The organism is Chryseobacterium gambrini (assembly GCF_900156825.1).
GTDB lineage: Bacteria > Bacteroidota > Bacteroidia > Flavobacteriales > Weeksellaceae > Chryseobacterium > Chryseobacterium gambrini.
The window spans coordinates 19814-44719 of sequence record NZ_FTOV01000011.1 but is presented as its reverse complement, the minus strand read 5'-3'; the positions used below and the strand labels follow the sequence as shown (position 1 = coordinate 44719).

Annotated in this window: 18 protein-coding genes; 2 read left to right on the top strand and 16 right to left on the bottom strand. The window is 37.3% G+C overall.

The window, feature by feature from the left end:
• Positions 1 to 8: 8 nt before the first annotated feature.
• On the top strand, positions 9 to 3002 hold the full coding sequence (locus BW951_RS16930) for a S8 family serine peptidase (protein WP_084196476.1): 2994 nt from the start codon (positions 9 to 11) through the stop codon (positions 3000 to 3002).
• A 74-nt stretch (positions 3003 to 3076) separates the two neighbouring features.
• On the opposite strand, the gene BW951_RS16925 is transcribed toward BW951_RS16930, so the two are convergent.
• The 8 genes from BW951_RS16925 to folE all read right to left on the bottom strand — a co-directional run bounded on the left by BW951_RS16925 (position 3077) and on the right by folE (position 13072).
• Entirely contained in the window at positions 3077 to 3586 is a 510-nt protein-coding gene (locus BW951_RS16925; RefSeq protein ID WP_076395060.1) for a ferritin, read from the bottom strand.
• Between the two features lie 128 nt (positions 3587 to 3714).
• Positions 3715 to 4179, bottom strand: a complete 465-nt coding sequence (locus BW951_RS16920; protein WP_076395058.1) for a hypothetical protein — start codon at positions 4177 to 4179, stop codon at positions 3715 to 3717.
• A 178-nt stretch (positions 4180 to 4357) separates the two neighbouring features.
• Positions 4358 to 5368: a hypothetical protein gene (locus tag BW951_RS16915; protein WP_076395056.1), complete on the bottom strand. Its 1011-nt coding sequence runs from the start codon at positions 5366 to 5368 to the stop codon at positions 4358 to 4360.
• Positions 5369 to 5504: 136 nt separating this feature from the next.
• Entirely contained in the window at positions 5505 to 8156 is a 2652-nt protein-coding gene (locus tag BW951_RS16910) for a 4-alpha-glucanotransferase (protein ID WP_076395054.1), read from the bottom strand.
• Positions 8157 to 8282: 126 nt separating this feature from the next.
• On the bottom strand, positions 8283 to 9449 hold the full coding sequence (locus BW951_RS16905; RefSeq protein WP_076395052.1) for a T9SS type A sorting domain-containing protein: 1167 nt from the start codon (positions 9447 to 9449) through the stop codon (positions 8283 to 8285).
• 917 nt (positions 9450 to 10366) lie between these two features.
• Entirely contained in the window at positions 10367 to 11833 is a 1467-nt protein-coding gene (gene cysS, locus BW951_RS16900) for a cysteine--tRNA ligase (RefSeq protein ID WP_076395050.1), read from the bottom strand.
• Positions 11834 to 11961: 128 nt separating this feature from the next.
• Positions 11962 to 12393, bottom strand: a complete 432-nt coding sequence (locus BW951_RS16895) for a DinB family protein (protein ID WP_076395048.1) — start codon at positions 12391 to 12393, stop codon at positions 11962 to 11964.
• A gap of 13 nt (positions 12394 to 12406) precedes the next feature.
• Complete coding sequence (gene folE, locus BW951_RS16890) at positions 12407 to 13072, bottom strand: GTP cyclohydrolase I FolE (protein WP_076395046.1); 666 nt, start codon at positions 13070 to 13072, stop codon at positions 12407 to 12409.
• 52 nt (positions 13073 to 13124) lie between these two features.
• Between folE and BW951_RS16885 the strand changes: the two genes are divergently transcribed.
• Complete coding sequence (locus tag BW951_RS16885) at positions 13125 to 14324, top strand: hypothetical protein (RefSeq protein ID WP_338076392.1); 1200 nt, start codon at positions 13125 to 13127, stop codon at positions 14322 to 14324.
• Positions 14325 to 14416: 92 nt separating this feature from the next.
• Here BW951_RS16885 and metF read toward each other — a convergent pair whose 3' ends face one another.
• The 8 genes from metF to BW951_RS23275 form a co-directional block, all read right to left on the bottom strand.
• Complete coding sequence (gene metF, locus BW951_RS16880) at positions 14417 to 15376, bottom strand: methylenetetrahydrofolate reductase [NAD(P)H] (RefSeq protein ID WP_076395042.1); 960 nt, start codon at positions 15374 to 15376, stop codon at positions 14417 to 14419.
• Between the two features lie 29 nt (positions 15377 to 15405).
• On the bottom strand, positions 15406 to 15813 hold the full coding sequence (locus BW951_RS16875; RefSeq protein ID WP_139326197.1) for a hypothetical protein: 408 nt from the start codon (positions 15811 to 15813) through the stop codon (positions 15406 to 15408).
• Positions 15814 to 15886: 73 nt separating this feature from the next.
• Positions 15887 to 18553, bottom strand: a complete 2667-nt coding sequence (gene metH, locus BW951_RS16870) for a methionine synthase (protein ID WP_076395038.1) — start codon at positions 18551 to 18553, stop codon at positions 15887 to 15889.
• Positions 18554 to 18557: 4 nt separating this feature from the next.
• Positions 18558 to 19649: a fatty acid desaturase family protein gene (locus tag BW951_RS16865; RefSeq protein ID WP_076395036.1), complete on the bottom strand. Its 1092-nt coding sequence runs from the start codon at positions 19647 to 19649 to the stop codon at positions 18558 to 18560.
• An 84-nt stretch (positions 19650 to 19733) separates the two neighbouring features.
• Entirely contained in the window at positions 19734 to 20744 is a 1011-nt protein-coding gene (locus BW951_RS16860) for a homocysteine S-methyltransferase family protein (RefSeq protein ID WP_076395034.1), read from the bottom strand.
• Between the two features lie 190 nt (positions 20745 to 20934).
• Positions 20935 to 22101 (bottom strand): O-succinylhomoserine sulfhydrylase, encoded by a 1167-nt coding sequence (locus tag BW951_RS16855; protein ID WP_076395032.1) that lies wholly within the window; start codon positions 22099 to 22101, stop codon positions 20935 to 20937.
• Positions 22102 to 22398: 297 nt separating this feature from the next.
• Entirely contained in the window at positions 22399 to 23943 is a 1545-nt protein-coding gene (locus BW951_RS23280) for an ACT domain-containing protein (RefSeq protein WP_076395030.1), read from the bottom strand.
• A complete protein-coding gene (locus BW951_RS23275; RefSeq protein ID WP_076395028.1) occupies positions 23936 to 24883 on the bottom strand; it encodes an alpha/beta fold hydrolase in 948 nt (315 codons plus the stop codon). Before BW951_RS23275 ends, BW951_RS23280 begins: the two co-directional genes overlap by 8 nt.
• Positions 24884 to 24906: the final 23 nt, after the last annotated feature.

Below are 24906 nucleotides of genomic sequence, written 5' to 3'. Positions count from 1 at the left end.
AAAGTATTATGAAAATTAGAATATTTACATTCATCTTATCGCTCTTCATGATCCTGAGCATAAGCGCACAAACAGCTTCTAAGTATTTTTATTACTACAAAGGGAAAAAATATTTCCTTCAATTAGACAAATCATCAATTGCCATTTCAACTACCAATACAGATGTTGTAAGAAATTTTAAAACAACCACCCCGATTGTTGAAAATTTTACCAAAAATTCTCTTTTGAATGACGGAAAAAAAGTGGCACGCGACAAAAAAAGCTATTATGTAGAAATTGAATCCGACGCCAATATTTCAGACGAACAATACATTGCCAATATCGCTGAAAAAAACAAAAATCCCAATGTACTGGTTGCATCCCCTTGTTTTATAAGCGGTGAAAAACAAAAAATGGGAATGTCTAATAATTTCTATGTAAAACTGAAATCAAAAAATGACCTCAAACTTCTGAATGAACTAGCACAGAAAAACAACGTGGAAGTATTAGGTTATAACGAATATATGCCACTTTGGTTTACGATTTCATGTTCTAAAAATTCCACTCTTCCTACGGCAATAGAAATGTCCGCTTTATTTTACGAAACAGGATCTTTTGAAGCTTCGGAACCGGAATTTATGTATCACAATCTGGAAGCTACGGCAGATCCTTCTTATCCCAATCAGTGGTCACTGAAAAATACAGGACAGTTTGGGGCTTCTTATGCGGGAATTGATATAAAAGCTGAATCGGCATGGACTTTATCCACCGGAGCCAACGTGAAAACAGCAATCTTTGATCATGGTTTCGAAATGAATCATCCGGATCTTGCCGCGAATGTTTTCGGATCAGGATATGATGCGCAGACCAATACTTCACCTTCTGTGGTAAGAGGAAGTCATGGTACCGCCTGTGCAGGAATTGCCGGAGCCGTTCAAAACAACAATTTAGGAATCAGCGGCGTGGCTCCCAATACAAAATTAATTTCTATCAGTATCAATCTTACTTTTTCCGATACTCCTCAACAATTGGCTAATGGTTTCAACTGGGCAACAGCAAATGGCGTAGATGTAATCAGCAATTCATGGGGAGGATATGCACCTTCCACCATCATCGAAAACGGAATTACCAACGCTTTGGTAAACGGCAGAGGCGGAAAAGGGATGGTTGTGGTTTTTGCTGCAGGTAATGAAAACAATACCACTATCAGATATCCTGGAAGCTGGAATCCACAGATATTGGTGGTTGGAGCATTAAGTCCTTGTGGTGAAAGAAAAAATCCGGGCTCATGTGACGGAGAAGGATGGGGAAGCTGCTATGGAAGTCAGCTCGACATTATGGCTCCCGGTGTGAAAATGCCTACCACAGACAGACAGGGAAGCAATGGTTATAATGCTTCAGACTATACCCCTAATTTTAACGGAACATCTTCTGCATGTCCTGTTATTGCCGGTGTAGCTGCCTTAATCTTATCTGCAAACCCTTGTTTAACCGCTCAACAGGTAAGAGATATTATAGAACAGACTGCTCAAAAGGTAAGAACAGATCTTTATGCTTATGCCTCCACTTCAGGAAGACCAAACGGAACATGGAATAGCCAGATGGGATATGGATTGGTAAATGCTTATGCGGCAGTTCAAAGAGCTAAATCAACATTCAGTCTTGCTGCATTCGACAGTTCTGCGGATATCGGTCTGGAACCTAACCCTTCTGCAACGACATGGGCAAATATTTATCAGAGTCCTGATATCTGGAACAGACGTACCAACAGTTCTCTATTAAACTTTACCCATCAGGATCCGGGATATCTTGGACCAGGATTTAACGTGATGAGATTCAGAGTTCGAAATATCGGCTGTACAACTTCTGCCCCAAGTTTTGCAAGATTATACTGGACGATGGGATCTACCGGCGAAACATGGCCAAACTCATGGAACGGAATACAGTTAATTAACGGTTTTTCGGCAGGTGGAGAACTTACTACTCCGTATACAGGATTTAATGCCTCGAATACGTATGCAACAGGTCAGGGATTCAGAATTCCGGCTCTGGCTCCGGGACAAACTTACATTATTGATGCCAAATGGAATCCGGTAGATCCTGCAATTTATGGAGGTCTTACCGATAATCAGGTTTGTTTCTTAGGCAGAATTGTATCTCCGGGAGATCCGATGTACAACGAAAATCCGGGTCCGAATGCTCCTATTCAGCCAAATGTTACCAATAACAATAACGTTGTAACCCGAAATACAAGACTGGTAAGCTTAAGCGGAACTTTCCCTAAAAAATCAGGATTCTTCTTCGGAAATTATTTTGATTTTGAAAAGAATTTTGATGTTAAATTCAATTTGGTAAAAGATTCTAACGTACCTTTCAAAAGCGTAGGAAATATTGTAGTAAAACTAAATGATATATCTTGGGAAAGATGGGAAAACGGAGGAAAAGTAATGGAAGGAATGCAGGTGCTGAATTACAATGAACATGAATTTATCATCACAGATCTTCAGAACGCTTCCCTTAAAAATATCAGGCTGAAAGCAGGAGAATATTTCCCTGTTGCGCTTAGTTTCCAACAGGAAAACACAAGCATTACCTCACCGGAAAGCTATGATTTTGCCGCTACTCAAACCATTACAGGAAGTCCTGATGAGTTGTACGGAAGTGTTTGTCATTTCCTGATTACCATCAACCAGAAAGAACCTTCAGACGGAGAGCAGTTCTGCGACGACAAATGCAGACAGGCAAAAGCTCAGTCTGCCATTTTACAGGACGTGAAATTATCTCCAAATCCGGCTTCTTCCAATGCTACTTTAGAATTTAATCTGGCTGAAGATGCAAAAGTAAATATCGTATTGGCAGATTATAACGGAAAAACACTTAAAACGATTTCAGAATCCGAATCTTTAAGAAAAGGAATCAGCAGAAAAGTATTTTCTATTAACGATCTTCCGAATGGAGTTTACGTAGTAAGTATTCTCGCTAATTCTGAGAAAAAATCTATCCATCTGATAGTAAAACATTAAGAATTAAATATAATTATCAATAAAAAAGAGCAGAAATTTCTGCTCTTTTCGTTTTTTATGCTGTAAAATAAATATTAAGCTGTTGTATCCGGTGCAAAAACTCTTTGCGCCAATTCCTGATCAAAGAGATATAAAGCGGATGGATTATCGCTTACCATTTTAATTTTCGTAACCAACTGAGATGCGCTTGCTTCTTCTTCTACCTGTTCGTTGATGAACCACTGCAGAAAAGAAGTTGTTGCAAAATCACCTTCGTCATTTGCATTTTTCACGATATTAAAAATACTTTTGGTTACTTTTTTCTCATGTTCCAAAGCTTTTTCAAAAATGTCGATTGCGTTTGCAAATTCGTGGGGTGGCTTTGCGATTTCACCAATGATGATTTCTCCGCCTACATCATTTAAATAGTCGAACATCTTATCCGCATGCATTAATTCTTCTTTGCTCTGTACACGAAAATAATTGGCAATCCCATCCAGATCTTTACTGGAAAACCATGCAGACATAGAAAGATAATATTGTGCAGCGTATTGTTCGTGGGCTATTTGTTCGTTAATTAATTTTGCAATTCTTTCGCTAACCATAATTCGTAAATTTTCAGTCAAAATTAGGGAATAAAACCCCGAAATCAAAAGTTTTAATAGAATTTAATGAAAAAGGACGGGATAAATCCCGTCCTCTTACACATTAAAAAATCAAAATTATAAACTACTTAATTTGCATCCGGAGCCGCCGTGTTCATTGGTTTATGCATTCTTCCACCTTTCATTCCTCTTTCTTTCATTGCCACTTTTCTCTCTTCCATTTTTGCTTTTCTGTCCGCCTGCCATTTATCATATTGCTGAGGAGTAAGAATCTGTTTCATATCAGCATCCATCTGTGCTCTTTTCGCCTTCATCTCTTCCATTTTAGCCTTTCTCTGATCTTTGTTTTTCTCAAAATCAGCTTTCATTTCAGCTTTTCTTTTTTCGTGAAGTGCTTTAATTTTATCTACCTGAGCCTGATTTAAATTTAAATCTTTCTGCATCTGCGCCATATGTTCCTGTTCTCTCTGCTGAAATTTTTCTTTCATTTCCGCTCTTTTAGCCTGTCTGTCCTGAGGTGTCGGAGTTATCTGCTGTGCCATTGCAAAACTTCCCATTCCGATAAATGCTATTGCTAAAACTAACTTTTTCATTTTTTTAAATCTTTAATTAATTGTTATACATCTTTTTGATTATTAGTTAAAAAGAAAGTTAAAAGATAAACATCATAAAAAATGTTAAATTTTAATATAAAATATTTAATGATAAATTAAAAAAAAGAGCAGATCATAAATATCTGCCCTCACACCACTTAAATATAATATATGAAAATTAATTTTTTGCAAATCCGGTTCGGAATCCGCCGTTTCCTCTGCTTTCTCCTCCCCCTCTGTTCTGTTGTTCTCTTGGAGCAGTGTTTTCATTTCTTCGGAATCCGCCGTTGTTTCTGAAACCTCCTCCATTGTTTTCTATTCTCGGAGCTTCTTCTCTTCTTACTTCTCCTCCTCTGAAGCCGCCACCTCTGGTTCCGCTGTTTTCCGTTCTGTCGTTTCTGAAACCTCCGCTGCTTCTTGTTCCCCCCGCTTCATTACCACTACGGAAACCTCCGTTATTTCTTACTCCGTTATCGTTTCTAAAAACCGGATTATTGTTTCTGTTTTCGGTCTGATTGCGGAAACCACCGTTATTACCGTCTCTTACACCTCCACGGAAACCATTGTTCGGCCTGTCGCTTCCTCTTACAATATTAAAGGTCGGATTATCATATCTGCGGAATCTGGCTCTGTCTACTCTGTAAATATTGATATTTACATTTCTGTAACGCGGCATCGGTCTGCAAATTCCTGCATAATGCGTTCTTCGGTAATTCTGAAAATAGACTATCGGACTGTATCCTCTGTAATAATTATTCTGGAATACCACGAAAACTCTCGGTCCCATAATTCTTTCCAAAGCATAGAATCTGTCATAATACCATCTGTCCGGATTGTATCTGTAGAAATTATTCCATGTGGAGAAACTTACATACAGATTATTCAGCCTTAAGATCTGGTCGATCTGCCAACGATTCAGCCTGTTTTGGGCAAAAAAGCCATTCCAGTTGATGCTTATAATGCTGTTCCTGTAATCATTGTAATTGGTCTGGTAATAATCCTGTGGATAATAATCCTGCGGATAATTGTAGTAATAATCGTCCGGGAAATAATTCTGATCGTCTTCATCACTGTAATATCCTCCGTCATTCTGATAATAGCCGTCATCTTCCCAACCATTATTCGGATACTGCTGAGCAAACGATAAAGTCGCCATGCCCAAAGCAAAACTGATTAATATTTTTTTCATTTCTATAGTCGTTAATTGGTTAATATAGTCGAATTTTCTCTTCTATCTTTTGGATATAAATAAAAAAAAGAAGTTAAATCTTTCGATCCAACTTCTTTTAATTTATTATTAACTAATTGATAATCAAATGTTAAATTTATATTCTTCCACTGTCTTTAATCCAATAAGCGATTTTTTGGTTAAAATCTTTCTGCTCTTTCAGGTCTTCCAGATTAAGATGCATCCTGTATCTCCAGTAATGTGGAAAAACTGCGGGATTGTTGATTCTTTCATTATCCATTTTAGGATTGCTAAGATTTTTATCCGTTGCTAAAAACTCCTGAATCGGGAAAATGGCTAACATTGAGTCATTATAAAGATGCTGTTTCATTATAATTTCGGCTAAATGAGGATCCAGTTCTTCCGGAGCTTTTCCATACTGTACCAACTGCTGATTGAAATACTTTTGTGTAAGCGCCGGATCTTCTTTCCACCACTGTCTCAACGTTGAGCTGTCGTGTGAGGAAGCGGTCACCACATTCAGATAACCTGCATCTTTTGGATTATAAAAAGGTATATTATCCGAAGGCATTCTCTGAACTTTTAATGCAATAATTGCCAGTTCATCCATCACAACAGGAACACAATCCGGAACAAGACCTAAATCTTCCCCGCAGATCAGCATTTCTGTAGCATTAAGAATCATCGGAAGTTTCTCCATCGCTTTTTCATACCAAAGATGATCCTGTCTTTTGAAGAAATAGTCGTGATACAGATCGTAGATCGATTTTTTCTCCCAATCCGAAAGATATTTGTAAGATTCTGTGTTGTACACATTAAATCTCGGATGATAAACAACCTGTCCGTTTCGTTCCTCAATTAAAAATAAAACATTGGCACAAAGAGAAATCAACTGATCTTCAATGGGACCTTGTGGATTTTTCTTAAAAAAGTCGGCTAATTTACGCTGTGTATTGAATTCTTCTTTAAATGAATAGGTTCCGTTCTGATTATTATTGATAAATTCAAGCGCTTTTCCGCTGTTTTCGCCTAAATATTTCCAGAGAATATGATCATTGATAAATGGCTTACAGTATCTGTCAAAATTAAAAGGAATATGTCGTGCACTGAATTCTTCCAGCGTAATAGGAACGGCAGGATAAAAATATCCTAAAATTCCCTGAGTTGCAGAAACCGGCATTCTCCAGATTCTGAAAAACCCTAAAATATGGTCGATTCTCATCGCATCAAAATACTGTTCCAATGCTTTGAACCTGTTTTTCCACCACTTGTAATCATCAGCTTTCATGGCTTCCCAATTGTAGGTAGGGAATTCCCAGTTCTGCCCCAATTCTGTGAACTGATCCGGCGGTGCTCCTGCCTGAAAATCCATTCCGAAAAGTTCAGGTTCTGTCCATGCTTCCACAGAATGTCTGTAGATTCCAATCGGCAGATCCCCTTTTACGGAAATTCCGAGGTTATGCGTATAATCAATCGCATCCTTTAATTGCTTATGAAGCTGATACTGAACCCATGCATGAAGCATAGAAGCATCATAATCTTTACTTTTTGCTGAAAAAAATGCAGAAACCTTTCCTGCAATATATTTTTTATGCGTTTTCCATTCGTTGAAATTCGGAGTCTTGTATTTGTCCCTCAGTACACAGAATGCTGCATAAGGAAGAAGCCAGCTCTCGTTGTCTTTGATGAATTTCCTGAAGTTTCTGTCCTTGTAAATCTTTTCTTTATCTTCATTGAAAACGGCTTTCAGATATTTCCATTTTCCGGAAATCATCTTTTCGTAATCGATTAATTCTAATGAATTTAGCTCTGACTTTTCAGCCTGATAATCTTCAATTAAATCTTTAGGTAACGCAAAATCAAGATTTTCAAGGGAAATATACTGCGGATGAAGCGCATATACAGAAACTGCTGCATAAGGATAAGAATCTGTCCATGAATAATTTGCCGTTGTATCGTTAATCGGCAGAATCTGGATAATTCCGAGATTGGTTTCTTTTGCCCAGTCCGCGAGTTTTTTCATATCGGAAAATTCGCCAACACCGAAGCCGTCTTCCGTTCTCAGAGAGAAGACAGGAACAGCAACTCCTGCATCGTGATACATCTGATACAGTTTGAATTTAAAATAATGATCCGAAACAATCTGTAAAACGTCCTTCGACTGATTAGGCAGAGCAAATCTGTTTTCGCCTGTTTCCACATCGATTACTTTCCCTTTACCGGCATCGTAAAGACAGTATTTATATTGAATAAATTCGTTTTCAGGAATTTCCAGAGAAGTTTCCCAAATGCCGAAATCGGTCTGAGACAGATGGATCGCCTTTTCGTAGTCCCAATTTCCTAATGAAGCCGTACTTCCGAATACAACAATTTTCCAGTCCGGATTATAAATCGGAGCTTCTATTCTGAATAAATGCGTATGCTTTTTCAGCACAGAAACTTTTTCCGGCTTGAATGTATTCAGCTTGTTATAGAGAATTTTATTATTGAGGTAGTTTTCAGGGAAATTTTTGTTATTCCATTCGTCAAAAACCACAAATTCCTTGTAATTGTGCGGAAAAGTAAGATGATGCGGAACAAACTCCTCGCGAAGAATATTTCCTCTTTCATCGATAAGCTGATAGTGATATGATATGGTTTTGGAAAAGTAATCCACCTCACACTTCCACAATCCGTTTTCTCCGTAAAACATAGCATGAGTCTGATGTACAGAGCCTTCATCTTTGATCATCAATTGCAGATTCTCTCCGACTTTCGCACTGTAACCTACATTAAAGTATAGCTTCATTTATATTTTTTTATAAAAATACATTATAATCCTGAAAAATAAAACTTATTGAATATCAAATATTCATTAAAAAAAACCTTTTCAAAATGTCTGAAAAGGTTTCTAAGCTTTATACAAAGTTAAAGATTATTCTGTAACTAAAATTTTCTTGTTTAATAATACTTTTCCGGATTCGTCGGTAATGTTTACCAGATAAGCTCCGCTGATCAGATTTTTAAGATAAACCTGTTGATTTAATGAACTGTCTTTTACAGATAAATTCTGTTTCATCACATTTTTTCCTGACAAATCAAAAACATTCAGTGTAATGTTTCCTTTTACGGCTTTGTCATTTACATTCACATTAATATACTTTTCATCCACTCTTGTCGGATAAATATCCAGATTGGCATAAGCATTATTAGAAATGGTTTTATCATTCGCAAAATATTTACTTGCCAAATCATAAATATGCAGATTCTGCTCTCCTCCAAGCGGTTTTGCCTGTAAAGTAGTAAGATCCACTTCATAAAGAGAAGCTCCTTTTGCACTTGCAATCACCACTTTCCCTTTTGAATTTACGGCAGATCCGTTTACTGAATAATTTTCAGGAATTCCGGCAATTTTTCCTATGAATTTAGCCTTCATTTCCTTTGGAGAAAGTTTGAAAACATTTCCCGAAGCCGAAAAAACATAGAAATTATTTTCTGCATCGGCAATCATATCTCCTCCGAAACCTGTTTCAATAGTAGTGAAAGAATTTTTTCCGTTGGAAGCATCATCTTTAATGATCCCCAAATCGTTAACCACATATTGATTTCCTTTTCTGCTGATCTGCAAAAACTGTGTTCCGGAATTGTTGATCGCGTAAATATTTCCGTCATAACCTGTTGTCATTCTCGTTACATGAGAATTGATGTCACACGAAGTAACTCTTGCAACATTGTTTTCCACCAGAGTAATTTCTTTCGTTTTTGCATTTAAAACGTAAATATTGGAAGAAAACATTGGCATATAGATCAGATTATTATTGTAAGAATCATAAGCCAGCGTTGCCATATTTACAGCCTGCGCGTTATTGTAGGTATTCTTATCCTCGGTTACAGCGCCGTTCCTGCTCTGTGAGAAAACTCTTGCAGAAGAATCTGCATTAAAGATCTGTTCTCCGGAAGTTCCGCTTGTTCCGTCGATGGCACGAAAATCATTGAAAACAATACTCTGAGTATCTTTTCCGACCAAAGCAAAAAAATCCTGCTGTGCCGAAGCATTTGCGCCCATCAACAACAGAAATAAAGGGAATAAATGTTTTTTCATAGTCTATCCATTTAAATTTTTAATCATTTTATTATGACTAAGTTACGTAATTTTTGGATTGAATATGAAAAAAAATTAAGATTGAGATTTAAATCTAAGAATTAGTTTTTAACGCAAAGTCGCAAGTTTTTTTGAAAATGTCTGAGCATATTTTCGTTCGCGAAGGCGTTTGACTTCGTCGAATCTTCGATTTCACAGCGAAGTTATTTACAAAATTTGTCATGCTGAAAGCATCTCTACAATTATATTTGGTAGATTTCTCCTTCGTCAAAATGACAGTATTATGTATAAAAAAACTCCCGCAGATTTTGCGGATTTAGCAGATAAATTGGTTTAAAATCTTCGTAATCTGTACAATATGCGGGAGATAAAAAAAATTAAAACTTTTAATTCAAAATTTCTGAAAATACCTTTCGTTCGCAAAGGCGTTTGAATACGTTGAATCTTTGATTTCACTCAGCAAAATCATTCACAAAATTTGTCATGCTGAAAGCATCTCTACAATTATATTTGGTAGATTTCTCCTTCGTCGAAATGATAGAAGAGTATATAAAAAACTCCCGCAGATTTTGCGGATTTAGCAGATAAATTTGTTTAAAATCTGCGTAATCTGTACAATATGCGGGAGATAAAAAAGTTTAAAACTTTTAATTCAAAATGTCTGAAAATACCTTTCGTTCGCAAAGGCGTTTGAATACGTTGAATCTTTGATTTCACTCAGCGAAATTATTCACAAAGTTTGTCATGCTGAAAGCATTTCTGCGATTATATTTGATAGATTTCTCCTTCGTCGAAATGACAGTATTATGTATAAAAAAACTCCCGCAGATTTTACAGATTTGGCGGATGATTCTGTAAAAAATCTGCGCAATCTGTAAAATCTGCGGGAGATATATTAAAAGCCCTGAAGCTTTATTTTAATTCAAAACATAAGAAGTTCCGTCTCTTCCGTCTTTCAGTTCGATGCCTTCAGCAAGAAGCTTATCGCGGATCTGATCGGAAAGTTCGAAATTTTTTGATTTTCTTGCCTGATTTCTCAACTCGATTAAAACTTTCAGGGTCTGATCCAGTTTTTCATTGTTGTTCTCCTCAATCGTCTGAAGTCCCAAAACGTCGAAAACCAAAGCATTTAAAGTAGATTTCAGTTCCTCTAAATCTTTCGTTGAGATTGTTTCCTTTCCATCATTTAAAGCAAAGATATATTTTACCGCTTCAAATAAATGTGCAATTAAAACCGGAGAATTGAAATCGTCCGTTAATGCATCATACGCTTTATTTTTCCATTCTTCAAGACTGAAACCGGATTGTTTTTCGCCATTAGGAGTGATGCTGTCCAGTACTTTAATGGCTTCCATCAATCTCGTGTATCCTTTTTCACTCGCAATCATGGCATCATTTGAAATGTCTAAAACACTTCTGTAATGTGCCTGCAAAAAGCAGAAACGAACGATGGAAGGATGGAAAGGTTTTTCAAAGAAATCGTTTTCTCCTGTCACCAACTGCATCGGCAAAATATAATTTCCTGTGGATTTGCTCATACGCTGAGAATTCATCGTCAACATATTGGCGTGCATCCAGTAATTTACCGGAGAAGCATCATTGCAGGCTTTTCCCTGTGCGATTTCACATTCATGGTGCGGAAATTTAAGATCCATTCCGCCTCCGTGAATATCAAAAGTTTCTCCTAAATATTTTGTACTCATTGCAGTACATTCCAGATGCCATCCCGGAAAACCTTCTCCCCAACGCGAATTCCACCTCATGATGTGTGCCGGAGAAGCTTTTTTCCACAATGCGAAATCCTGCGGATTTTTCTTTTCACCCTGTCCGTCGAGATCACGGGTATTGGCAAAAAGTTCTTCGATATTTCTTTTTGAAAGTTCACCATAGTTTAAGCCTCTTCTGTTGTATTCCAACACATCGAAATACACAGAACCGTTGCTTTCGTAGGCGAATCCTCTTTCAATTAATTTTTGAGTAAGTTCGATCTGCTCTACGATATGACCGGTTGCAGTCGGTTCAATATTCGGAGGAAGTAAATTGAACATATCCAACACTTTATGAAAATCTACCGTGTATTTCTGTACGATTTCCATTGGCTCTAACTTTTCAAGACGAGTCTGTTTTACGAACCTGTCATTATTCACGTCGCCGTCGTCGGTAAGGTGACCTGCATCGGTAATGTTTCTTACGTAACGAACTTTATAGCCCAAATGCATTAAACTTCTGTAGATGAAGTCGAAAGAAAGGAAGGTTCTTACATTTCCCAAGTGTACATTGCTGTAAACGGTCGGTCCGCAGACGTACATTCCTACATTTCCTTCTAAAATCGGCTTGAATATTTCTTTTTCTCCCGCAAGCGAGTTGTATATTTTTAGTTGCATGATTTCTTATGAATGATAATTGATGATTAATTAATGATTTTTTTTAATTTAATTCAGGATAAGTCTTTCACAACAAATAATTGTTGTAATAAAAATTTTATCTGAAACTTTTTTAAATTTTATCATTATTAAATAGCTTTTAAATGATGTTGTAAATGACTAATATAATCATTAATGATGAATTCCAAAGTAAAAATCTGAGGTTCTGTTTTCGTCATATCACAGGTTCTCTGTAAATCTTCATCCGGAATATTTTCAACTACATGTACAATCTGAAGATTCAAAATCTTCCAAAGACTGATGATATCCGACGTTGGAATATTCTGATAATTCTGGGCTTTTACCCAAAAATCCTGATCATAGACAATATTCTCATTTTCTTTGTATTGTGTGATTACAAATCTTCTGATATTGGATAAAGCACTGTCACAAAGATGACCTAAAATTTCTTTTTTTGACCATTTTTCTGGTGAAATTTTATATGCCCAATCTTCTTCATTAATTTCTTCGAATTTAAGAAGTTCTTCTTCAACAATATTTTTAAGAATCTGATAGTCCATTCATTTAATTACTTTAATCCAATTTCGCATGGCTTCCCACATAATGAAGAAATTCCTGTCTTGTGATAGGATTGGTTCTGAAAATCCCGCTTAATTCTGCGGTAATGGTAGAACTTGCGGTATCTTTTATTCCTCTGCAATTAACGCAGAGGTGTTTTGCATCGATGATACAGGCAACATCTTTTGTTCCTAAAGCTTCTTTTAAAGCGTTTACAATCTGCATCGTCAGTCTTTCCTGAACCTGCGGTCTTTTTGCATAATAATCCACAATCCTGTTAATTTTTGAAAGACCTATAACTTCTCCGTTCGAAATGTAAGCAACGTGTGCTCTTCCGATAATCGGCAGGAAGTGATGTTCACAGAACGAATAAACGGTGATATCTTTTTCCACCAACATTTGGCGGTATTTGTATTTATTTGAGAATGTGGAAATTCCCGGTTTGTTTTCTGGAAGAAGTCCTCCGAAAATTTCATTTACGTACATTTTAGCAACACGTTTCGGAGAGTCTTTTAAAGAATCGTCGGTCATGTCTAAACCCAGCGTTTCCATGATTTCCCCAAACAGTTCGGTAATTTTTTCTATCTTTTCTTCCGGTGATTTATCAAAAGCATCTTCCCTTATAGGCGTATGTTCTTTTCCTGTGAAAATATCATCGTCGTTATCCGTAAAATCAACCATTTTTATTTAATTTGCACAAAAATACGGATAAAATCTGTTCGTCATATTTAATTTGGGCGAAAAACATTATCTTTTACCCCCACTATCATTTTACACCATGATTACTGCTGAAGAAGTACAAAACCAATCTCAGAGAAAGGAATTTTTAGAATTTCCGGCAAGGCTTTATCAAAAGGACAAAAACTATATAAGACCCCGAAATATTGATATCGAAGATATTTTTAACCCTCAAAAAAACAGATTTTTTAAAAACGGCGAATGTGCAAGATTTTTGTTTAAAAATAAAGAAAATAAAACCGTAGGCAAAGTTGCGGTTTTCATTAACGAAACGTATCAGCAAAAACAGCCGACCGGTGGAATCGGGTTTTTCGATTGTATCAATGATCAGGAAACTGCAGACTTTATTTTTGATCACTGCAAAAACTGGCTTCAGCAAAGAGGAATGGAAGCAATGGACGGACCGATTAATTTCGGGGAGCGCGACAAATTCTGGGGACTGGTAATTGATGGTTTTATCGAACCTCTGTTCGGAATGAATTACAATTTTCCTTATTACAAAGATCTCTTTGAAAACTACGGGTTTAAAATTTATTTTGAGCAGCTTTGTTTTTCAAGACCTATTTTCGCTGAAGTTTCGAGACTTTTTACGGTTATGCACGCCAAACACAGTAAGAATCCAGATCTTTCCGCAAAACCGATGACGAAAAATAATCTGGAGAAATTTGCCAGAGATTTTACGGAAATTTATAATAAAGCGTGGGCTGCACACGGCGAAGGAAAATGTATGCAGGAATCTAAAGTGCTGAAAATGTTTAAAACGATGAAACCCATCATTAATGAACATATTTCATGGTTTGTTTACGAAAATGAAAAACCGATTGCAATGTGGATGAATCTTCCGGATACGAATCAGTGGTTTAAATATCTGAACGGGAAATTCGGGATCTGGGAAAAGCTGAAGTTTCTCTGGATTAAACAGTTTAAGAAGAACGAAAAAATGGTGGGTCTGGTTTTCGGCGTTGTTCCGGAATGGCAAAGGAAAGGTGTTGAAGGCTACATGATCTGGGAAGGAACGCAACATTTAAGGAAACATACAGATTTTAAAATCACTGAAATGCAGTGGATCGGGGATTTTAATCCTAAGATGATTAAAATTGCGGAAAATCTTGATACTACGGTCACCCGAAAATTAGCGACGTACCGTTATCTTTTTGACAGGAATAAGGAGTTTGAGAGGCATCCTGTTTTGTAATTTATAGGGTTTCGGCGGCTTCGCCGCCGAAACCCTATAAAAAAGTTCTGCAAAAATGCAGAACTCCAATCAAAAATTCACTTTTCAGTTTATTAGAATAGCGCTCCCGCTACTTTTTTAATATTATCACTTTTCCCCATGGAATAGAAATGCAGAACCGGAACTCCGAATTCCAGCAATTCTCTGCATTGTGCGATTGCCCATTCGATTCCGATTTGTTTTACGGCTTCATTATTTTTGGCATTCTCCACTTCGTTTATTAAATCTTCCGGAAGATCAATTTTAAAAACCTGAGGTAAAATCTTTAAATGCTTTTTCGTGGCAATTGGTTTAATTCCCGGGATAATAGGAACTGTAATCCCCATTTCTCTGGCTTTCTGAACAAATTCAATGAATTTTTTATTATCGAAAAACATTTGGGTCACGATATAATCTGCTCCCGCATCCACTTTTTGTTTCAGCCATTTCAGATCATAATTCATTGAAGGTGCTTCCATGTGCTTTTCAGGATATCCGGCAACACCGATGCAGAATTTATTATGTTCATCACAAATTTCATCCTGATTATGCAGATATTTTCCTCTTCCCAGATCGTTAATCTGGTGAACCAGTTCCATTGCACTTCCGTGACCTCCCTGAGTTGGCTCAAAATACTGATGTCCTTTCATCGCATCTCCTCTGAGAGCCATCACGTTATCAATTCCGAGATACATACAGTCTACCAGAAGATATTCTGTTTCTTCCTTGGTAAAACCTCCACAAAGCAGATGCGGAACGGTATCTACATTGTATTTATGCTGAATCGAAGCACAGATTCCCAACGTTCCGGGACGCATTCGGGTAATTCTGCGCTCCATTAATCCGTTTCCTTTGTCGATATAAATATATTCTTCTCTGGAAGTCGTAACGTCGATGAATGGCGGTTTAAATTCCATTAAAGGATCAATATTTTTATAAAGATCTTCAATTCCGATTCCTTTTTGCGGCGGAACGACTTCAAGAGAGAATAACGTTTTTCCGTTTGCGTTTTTTATATGGTCTGTGATTTTCATTTATTTATAGCTGATAATTTGTATGGGTTTTAATTTTTATAAATCCATTCTGTTGTTAAAATATTCGATTCTCCACACTGATTATAAGAATCTAAAGGAAAAGAAACTTTAAAACGGTATTTTCTGTTTTTGAAACTGTCAAAAAACTTCTCGCTTTGCAGCACTTCAAATTCTGACTTCATATTTACCTCATAAAAATGATTTTTATTTGGTTGGAGATTTCTGCTCTTATCTTTAAATGCGAAGCAGTCAATATCCTTATTTGCAAGGTTTGCTTTTTCAAAAGCCTGACTTTCCTCATTGTAAAATTCGAGAGCCACCAATCTTATGTTACAAAAATTAATGATTTTAGGAATTTTAAAAGACTTTTGGTCTATATTCGTAATCTTCAGATTAAACTTCCCTGTTTCATTAAAGCCTTCATTGTTTACATTCACAGTATATTTACAATTCTGTGAAAACAAAAAACAGTTTATGATTAAAAATAAAAAAGAGAAATTATTTTTCATATTAAATTCCGTCTGCCAAATTAGGATTCAGCCATTTTCTCGCTTCCTGCAAAGCAATTCCTTTTCTTACCGAATAATCTTTCAACTGATCTTCTGCAATTTTCCCCAATCCGAAATATTTGGCGTGCGGACTTCCGAAATAGTACCCGGAAACCGAAGCAGTCGGGAACATCGCTAAACTTTCCGTCAGATAAACTCCGATATTTTCTTCCACTTTCAGTAGATCCCAGATTGCGTGTTTTTCTAAGTGATCCGGACACGCAGGATAACCCGGAGCGGGACGAATTCCTTTATACTTTTCAGCAATCAATTCTTCGTTGGTTAAATTTTCCTGATTGGCATAGCCCCAATATTCCGTTCTCACTTTTTTATGCAGAAATTCTGCATAAGCTTCTGCAAAACGGTCTGCCAAAGCTTTTACCATGATCGCGTTGTAGTCGTCATTTGCTTTTTCGTATTCCTGCGCCAGTTCATCCGTTCCGAAACCGGTTGTTACACAGAAAGCTCCCATATAATCGGTTTTTCCTGAACTTTCAGGGGCAATAAAATCGCTTAACGCCAGATAATCTTTCCCTTTTGAACGCTGCGCCTGCTGTCTCAAGGTAATGAACTTCGTTTTCTGATCGTTGTTTTCATCAAAAATTAAAATATCATCCGTTTCGTTGGAATTGGCTTTGAAAATTCCGAAAATAGCTTTTGCCGTTAATAACTTTTCATCCAAAATTCTTTTTAAGATCACCTGAGCATCTTTGAACAATTCTTTTACCTGAACTCCTACAACCTCATCTTCCAAAATATTAGGATATTTGCCGTGAAGATCCCAGCTTCTGAAAAACGGCGACCAGTCGATGAAAGGCAATAATTCTCTCAGATCCTGATTTTCAACAACGGTAATTCCTAACTGATTGGGTGTAAAAATTTGTTCATTTTCCCAGTCGATTTTAAATTTATTCTGTCTGGCTTCTTGAATAGAAACATAGTCTTTTTCTACCTGTCTGTTCAGGAACTTTTCACGGAATTCAGAATATTCGCTTTTTAGATCATCAACATATTCTTTATTTCGGTCGCCCAATAATGAACTTACCACGTTTACCGCTCTGGAAGCATCATTGACGTGAACTACTGCATTTTTATATTTTAAATCAATTTTTACGGCCGTATGTGCTTTTGAAGTTGTTGCACCACCAATCAGTAAAGGGAAATTTAAATTCTGTCTTTCCAGTTCCTGAGCGATGTACACCATTTCATCCAGACTTGGTGTAATCAGTCCGCTAAGTCCAATCACATCCACTTTTTCTTCAATCGCGGTCTGAATAATTTTTTCAGCCGGAACCATTACGCCAAGATCCACAATTTCGTAGTTGTTGCATCCTAAAACTACACTCACAATGTTTTTACCAATATCATGAACATCTCCTTTTACCGTTGCCATCAGGATTTTTCCGTTGGCAGGTTTTGTTCCGTCTTTTTCAGCTTCGATGAATGGCTGTAAATACGCCACCGCTTTTTTCATGACCCGCGCCGATTTTACAACCTGCGGTAAAAACATTTTTCCGCTTCCGAACAGATCTCCCACAACGCCCATTCCGGTCATTAAATTAATTTCAATGACATGAAGCGGTTTTTCTGCCTGTAATCTTGCTTCCTCCACATCTTCCTCGATAAAACGGTCGATTCCTTTTACTAAAGAATGGGTAATCCTTTCCTGTAAAGGTTTTGTACGCCATTCAAGTTCTTCAACTTTCTCTTTTTTAACTGATTTATTTTTTTCAGAATAGTCAAGAAGGCGTTCTGTTGCATCCTCTCTTTTATCAAGAATGACGTCTTCAACAAGCTCCAAAAGTTCTTTATTGATTTCATCATATACTTCCAGCATCGCAGGATTTACGATTCCCATATTCATTCCTGCCTGAATGGCGTGATACAGGAAAACCGAGTGCATCGCTTCTCTCACCGTATCATTTCCACGGAACGAGAACGAGACATTGGAAACTCCACCACTTACGGATGCATACGGAAGATTTTGGCGAACCCATCTTGTTGCTTCAATAAAATCGATGGCATTTCTTCGGTGTTCATCCATTCCCGTTGCCACAGGGAAAATATTTAAGTCGAAAATAATATCTTCGGCAGGGAAATTTAAACGGTTCACTAAAATATCATAGGAACGTTTTGAAATTTCGATTCTGCGTTCGTAGGTATCGGCTTGTCCCACCTCATCAAAAGCCATGACAATAACGGCTGCTCCGTATCTTTTGATGGCTTTTGCCTGTTTGATGAATTCTTCTTCACCACCTTTTAAGCTGATGGAATTGACCACACATTTTCCCTGTGCAACCTGCAATCCGGCTTCCAGAATTTCCCATTTTGAAGAGTCGATCATAAGAGGGATTCTTGCGATGTCCGGTTCTGAGGCAATCAGGTTTAAAAATTTAATCATGGAAGCCTTTCCGTCGATCAGTCCATCGTCAAAATTAACGTCGAGAATCTGCGCACCGCCTTCAACCTGATGGCGTGCAATATCGAGCGCTTCCCCGAATTTTTCTTCTTTTATTAATCTTAAAAATTTCTTTGAACCGGCAACATTGGTTCTTTCCCCAACGTTGATAAAGTTACTTTCCGGTGTAATAATCAAAGGCTCAAGCCCCGATAATCTTAAATATTTCATCAATTTATTCTTCTAAAATAAAATATGCATTATTTGCATTTTGCTTCAGCAAATCGACATGTTTGCCCAAAGCGGTGGTCATTGGAAATCTTTTGTATGCTAAGCCGTGTTCTTTGGCAAACTGCTCGATTTCTTCTGTAATTTCATTATAATAGGCATAACTGTAATTCGGAAAAAGATGGTGGGCAACATGAAAGTTGAAATTCCCCAAAATATTCCGCACAAACCAGTTATTTTCTTTTAAATCGTTGGTGACTTCAAACTGATGATGAAGCCAACTGTAAGGAAGTTCGTTTTTCTCATCCAGTTTCGGAAAGGCATTATCGGGAAGCGGATGCAAAGGCAACAGGACAAAAAGCGCAAAAATACTCGCTGCAATTACCTGTAAAAACCATGCTCCCAAAGCCAAGCCTAAAGAGACTTTAAAAAACAGAACGGGAACGCCAATCTGATAGAAAAAGTAAAACAGTTTATACGCCACCATTTTAATTTTTTCTTTTACAGGAATCGCTCCCTGCGTTTTCAAGATCACTCTTTCATTATCGAAAAAATCTCTGAAATCACGAATAAACATCCAGTTGAACAGATATAAAGGATAGACCAGAAAGAAAAAGCGGTGCTGGTATTTCTGAATCCCTTTTGCTTTGATCCACGGAACGATTAACAGCAGTCCGCTCTGCTCAATATCCGTATCCCAACCGTCCACATTCGGATATGCGTGATGGCTTGCGATGTGTCTTTTTTTCCAGATGTAGGAATTGGCTCCCACAAAATCGAAAATCTGTAAAACCAGACTGTTCAGTGTTTTACTTTTAAAAATATTATTGTGAGCCGCTTCATGAATTAAATTCAGATAAATTAAAACCAGAGAAAACCCCATCAGAATGAAACTCAGGATATAAACTCCAGACTGATCTGCATGTAGAAGTGCAAAGACATATAAACCGAAATAGACCAAAGGCAGAATAACTGCTTTGATCTGAATATAAATGTCCCTGTTTTCGGGAATGGCTTCTACTCTTTGGTTCACTTTTTTTCTGAGTTCATTAAACAATTTGGCATCCTCTGAATTTTTAAAGTAAATAGGTTTTTCCATTATATTTAATTTTGTGTGATAATTAAATATAATATTAAAAACTGTTCCTTTTTTTTACTGTTTTAATTAAAAAATTCTATTCATTCAGACCAATTCTCTCAATTTTCTTGGCGGATATTGCGAAACCAGATCTGCAATTGCCTTGATGTGTTCCGGCGTTGTTCCGCAGCAGCCTCCAATGATGTTGATTAATCCTTTTTCGACGTATTCTTTGATCTGACTCGCCATATCTTCCGGAGTTTCATCATACTTCCCGAAAGCATTTGGTAGACCTGCGTTCGGATAAGCTGAAACAGCAAATTCTGAATTGTGGGCTAAAGTCTCCAGATAAGGCGTCAATTGGTTTGCTCCCAAAGCGCAGTTAAAACCTACACTTAAAAGGTTTAAATGGGAAACTGAGATCAGAAATGCTTCTGCTGTCTGTCCGCTCAATGTTCTTCCTGAAGCGTCGGTAATGGTTCCTGAAACCATGATTGGAATCTTGATATTTCTTTCGTCCTGAAGTTCGTCAATGGCGAAAAGGGCTGCTTTTGCATTCAATGTATCGAAAATGGTTTCTACCAAAAGAATATCTGATCCTCCGTCCAATAAAGCTTCGCACTGTTGTTTGTAAGCGATTCTCAGTTCATCAAAAGTAATGGCTCTGTATCCGGGATCGTTTACATCGGGACTTAAACTTGCGGTTCTGTTGGTTGGACCGATAGAACCTGCCACAAATCTTGGTTTATCCGGATTTTTCGCGGTGTACTCGTCGCAGGCTTTTCTTGCAATTTTTGCAGATTCGTAATTCAGTTCGTAAACGAGATCTTCCATGTGATAATCTGCCATGGCAATGGTTGTTCCTGAAAATGTATTGGTCTCGATGATGTCTGCTCCCGCTTCAAGGTATTTTTTGTGAACTTCTTCTATTGCGTGGGGCTGCGTTAAAGACAACAAATCATTGTTTCCTTTTACCGGATGTTCCCAGTTTTTGAAACGTTCGCCACGGTAATCTTCTTCTTCGAATTTATACCGCTGAAGCATGGTTCCCATCGCTCCGTCAAGAATTAAAATTCTTTCGGATAATGCTTTGTATAGTTGTTCTGAATTTTTCATTTATTATATTTTTTCCATAGGTTGCACCTACGGTTATTATTGTTGAACCCTTCGGGTTTTATAATGCTGAATCTTTCGCAGCCCGACTTGAGCGGAGCTCTTTTTGCTGTAGCGAAGCGGAGGCAAAAAAGCGGGAGCCCTTCGATAGACTCAGGATAAACTACATGCGGATAAAGCTGCCCAAATCAAATTAATCCAATGCCTGTCTTAAATCTGCAATGATATCTTCCACATTTTCCAGACCTACTGAACAACGAACCAGACCTGCAGTAATTCCGACTTCATTTCTTTCTTCGTCTGATAGTTTAGAGTGCGTTGTAGAAGCAGGATGTGTTACAATGGTTCTCGTATCGCCTAAGTTTGCGGAAAGGGAACACATTTTTATTTTATCTAAAAAGTTTCTCCCCCCTTCAATTCCGCCTTTGATTTCGAAGGCAACGATGTTTCCGCCTAATTTCATCTGTTTTTTTGCAATTTCATAGCTTGGATGAGATTTTAAGAACGGATATTTTACCAGTTCTACATTTGGATGATTTTCAAGAAACTCAGCTACTTTTAAAGCGTTCTCGCAATGTTTTTCTACACGAATTGCCAGTGTTTCGAGACTTTTAGACAAAACCCAGGCGTTGAAAGGCGACATGGCAGGACCTGTATTTCTGGCGAAAAGATAGATTTCACGAATCAGATCTTCTCTTCCAACCGCTACTCCTCCTAAAACACGACCTTGTCCGTCAATTAACTTGGTTGCGGAATGCACAACGATGTCTGCTCCGTATTTTATCGGTTGTTGCAGATAAGGTGTCGCAAAGCAGTTATCCACAATAAAAATTAAGTTGTGTTTCTTCGCAATCTGTCCGAAAAACTCTAAATCCAAAACCTCAATCGCAGGATTGGTAGGTGTTTCCAGATACAGAATTTTTGTATTGGGCTGAATATATTGTTCAACATTCTCGGCGTCTTCTGCTTTAAAATAGGTTGTTTCAATATTCCATTTCGGGAAATATTTTGTGAATAAGGTATGAGTAGAACCGAAAACCGACTGACAGCTTACAATATGATCTCCGGCATTTAACAAAGTCGCAAATGTGGAGTAAATCGCTGCCATTCCTGTGGCAAAAGCATACCCTGCTTCTGCGCCTTCCATTTTGGCAATTTTATCGGTAAATTCTGTTACGTTCGGATTTGAAAAACGGCTGTATAAATTTTTTGGTTTTTCTTCCGCAAAGCTCGCTCTCATGTCTTCCGCATCCTGAAAAATAAAGCTGGATGTGAGATACAAAGGCGTGGAATGTTCATCAAACTGGGTTCTTTCAGTCTGGGTTCTTATGGCAAAGGTTTCAAAATTTTCGTTTTCCATATAGTTTAAAATGTAACAATGTATCGGTTTAGCAATGTAACAATAAGGTGCTTCGACAAGCTCAGCATGACAATTGTAATGAATATTGGTAACTGCTACATTATTAAATTGTTATATTATTATTTCGTTCCATAGTTCCATAGATTTTACCTACGGCTATTAATGTTTTATTTTTTCCATAGGTTTTCACCTACGGCTATTAATATTGAACCCTTCGGGTTTAAACGCTGTTTTATTTCGTTCCATAGGTTCTACCTACGGCTATTAATATTGAACCCTTCGGGTTCATAGGTTCTTCTATTTCGTTTCACTTACTCTTAAAATGTCTCCGAATACACCTCTTGCCGTAACTATTGCGCCGGCTCCGGCTCCCATGATGACAATTGGGTTTTCACCGTAACTTTCAGTGTAGATTTCGAAGATTGAATCTGAGCCTTTCAGTTGTCCTAACGCGGAAGTTGCCGGAACGGAAATTAATTTCACATCGAGTTCTCCTTTTTCTTTCTGCAAATCTCCGTGAAGATCTCCCACATATCTTAAAACGTGTCCTTCTTCCTGATTTTCTTTGATTTTCTGATATTCCGCATCTAATTCGTCCAGTCTTGAAAGGAATTCTGATTTGGAAACAGAAAGCAGATTTTCCGGCACCAGATTCTGAATTTTAATATCTTCAAATTCGTTGATTAGGTCTAATTCTCTCGCCAGAATCAATAATTTTCTTGCCACATCGTTTCCTGACAGGTCTTCTCTCGGATCGGGTTCTGTATATCCTTTTTCAAACGCTTCATTGATGATGGTGGAAAACTTATCGTCTCTTAAAGAAAAATTATTGAAAACATAGCTTAATGTTCCCGAGAAAACGCCTTTAATTCTGGTAATATTTTCTCCTGAAAGATGTAGAAGTTTAATGGTGTCGATCAATGGTAAACCTGCTCCCACATTGGTTTCGTAGAGATATCGTCTGTTGTTTTTGTTCAACGTATATCTTAGTTGACGGTATTCTGAAATGGGAAGGGTGTTGAAAATTTTGTTGGAAGAAACGAGATCGAAGCCGTTTTCTGCCAAAGTGTGGTAATTTTTTACGAAGTCTTTGCTTGCGGTGTTATCCACAACGATTAAATTTTCAAGCTGATTTTCTTTGGAGAAATTAATCAGCTCCTGAACATCGGAAGGTTTTTCTGCCGTTAAAACCTCATCATTCCAATTGCTGTCGAATCCTTTTTTGTTGAATGCTATTTTCCTGGAATTGGCGACTGCAACAACTTTCAGGTCTATTTTTTTTCGTCTTTTAATTTCTTCCGAAGATTCCAAAACCTGCTGTATTAAGGTTTTCCCTACGTTTCCGTGACCGATGATTGCCAGATGAACGGTTTTCGGTTTTTTGGAAATTTCAGATTCGATGATATTTTTTGCTTTTTCGTCCTGTGAAGATGTCACAACGATATTTACACGTTTTTCGGCTGCAATCTGGTTCAAAAGCAATGGAAAGACATTATTTCTTGCGAGTTCCGCCAATACTTTGTTGAAGTCCTCTGCAACAAATCCTAACACCGACACATTATTGATGCTGTAAATCTGGGAAACTTTCCCCGATTTTCTTTCTGGTTCAAATTCGTCAATCAGACAATTGACTGCTTTTTCGGAATCGTTTTCATGAACTAAAATGGAGATTCCGTTTTCAATTGCCTGCTGGGAAATTACTCCCACACTGATTCGCGCCAAAGTAAGCGCTTTAAAAATTCGTCCGTCAATCCCGATTTCACCCAAGAAATCTTCTCCTTCAAATTTGATGATGGATCTGTTTTTTAAAAATTTTATTTCTTTAGCATTAATCTTACTCATTTTTCAAAATATTTTTAATGATCGTATTTAATTGTTTATATTCCATTAAGAAGGCATCGTGCCCATGAACTGAGGTGATCTCGTGATAGAAAACATCTTTGTTTTTCTCTTTCAGCTTTTCAAAACACATTCGGATTTCTGAAGCAGGGAAAAATAAATCTGTATCTACAGAGATCATGTGCATTCGCGCCTGAATTTTTTCCAAATGTTCTTCATTGGTATTGATGTTCATCAGCAAATGATTCATGAGCTTATATGATTTTAAACTAAATCTTTCGTTTAAAGCTTTTCCGTGATAAACAAGCCAGTCTTCCGACTCTAATCTCTGCTTTTCTTCACTGTATCTGTTTTGAAATCTGCTATTTAACGATTCAGGAGTCCTGTAACACAACATTGCATGAATTCTGGCTTTCTGTAAAGGTTCATCGTTTTGGTTTAACAAGAATTTCTGAACCAGACACTGTGCATGAAGCCAGTCGTGGGTTTTAAAATCGCAGGCTACCGGGATGAAAATTTCGGCAAGATGTGGCTTTTTTACCAGCATTTCCCAACCGATTCCGCCTCCTAAAGAACCTCCAATAATGGCGTGTAAACTTTTGATATTTAAAATTTCAAGACCTTTCAAAAATATGTTTGCTATATCTGAAGGCGTGAAATCTTCACATTCATCAATAAAAAAATCATCAAATCCGTTTCCGGGAATATTGAAGCACAGAACTGTATATTGGTCGGTATCGATTACCTGATGTTCTCCAACCAGTTGTTTCCACCATCCTTTTTCTCCGGAAACATTGGAATTTCCGGTTAAAGCATGATTCACTAAAATGATCGGGGCAGAAAACAGGTCTTTCCCGAAAAGCTGATAGCTCAACGGGATATTGTATTCCTTTTGGGAATAGGTACGATACGAAAAATTAATATGTTTAAGTTCTGTTTTCAATTCTATTATTTTAATACAATTGA

What these genes read in the sequence shown, in the direction of transcription:
- BW951_RS16930 (WP_084196476.1), top strand. Translation starts at nt 9, where the DNA reads ATGAAAATTAGAATATTTACATTCATCTTATCGCTCTTCATGATCCTG.
- BW951_RS16925 (WP_076395060.1), bottom strand. Translation starts at nt 3,586, where the DNA reads ATGGTTAGCGAAAGAATTGCAAAATTAATTAACGAACAAATAGCCCAC.
- BW951_RS16920 (WP_076395058.1), bottom strand. Translation starts at nt 4,179, where the DNA reads ATGAAAAAGTTAGTTTTAGCAATAGCATTTATCGGAATGGGAAGTTTT.
- BW951_RS16915 (WP_076395056.1), bottom strand. Translation starts at nt 5,368, where the DNA reads ATGAAAAAAATATTAATCAGTTTTGCTTTGGGCATGGCGACTTTATCG.
- BW951_RS16910 (WP_076395054.1), bottom strand. Translation starts at nt 8,156, where the DNA reads ATGAAGCTATACTTTAATGTAGGTTACAGTGCGAAAGTCGGAGAGAAT.
- BW951_RS16905 (WP_076395052.1), bottom strand. Translation starts at nt 9,449, where the DNA reads ATGAAAAAACATTTATTCCCTTTATTTCTGTTGTTGATGGGCGCAAAT.
- cysS (WP_076395050.1), bottom strand. Translation starts at nt 11,833, where the DNA reads ATGCAACTAAAAATATACAACTCGCTTGCGGGAGAAAAAGAAATATTC.
- BW951_RS16895 (WP_076395048.1), bottom strand. Translation starts at nt 12,393, where the DNA reads ATGGACTATCAGATTCTTAAAAATATTGTTGAAGAAGAACTTCTTAAA.
- folE (WP_076395046.1), bottom strand. Translation starts at nt 13,072, where the DNA reads ATGGTTGATTTTACGGATAACGACGATGATATTTTCACAGGAAAAGAA.
- metF (WP_076395042.1), bottom strand. Translation starts at nt 15,376, where the DNA reads ATGAAAATCACAGACCATATAAAAAACGCAAACGGAAAAACGTTATTC.
- metH (WP_076395038.1), bottom strand. Translation starts at nt 18,553, where the DNA reads ATGAAATATTTAAGATTATCGGGGCTTGAGCCTTTGATTATTACACCG.
- BW951_RS16865 (WP_076395036.1), bottom strand. Translation starts at nt 19,649, where the DNA reads ATGGAAAAACCTATTTACTTTAAAAATTCAGAGGATGCCAAATTGTTT.
- BW951_RS16860 (WP_076395034.1), bottom strand. Translation starts at nt 20,744, where the DNA reads ATGAAAAATTCAGAACAACTATACAAAGCATTATCCGAAAGAATTTTA.
- BW951_RS16855 (WP_076395032.1), bottom strand. Translation starts at nt 22,101, where the DNA reads ATGGAAAACGAAAATTTTGAAACCTTTGCCATAAGAACCCAGACTGAA.
- BW951_RS23280 (WP_076395030.1), bottom strand. Translation starts at nt 23,943, where the DNA reads ATGAGTAAGATTAATGCTAAAGAAATAAAATTTTTAAAAAACAGATCC.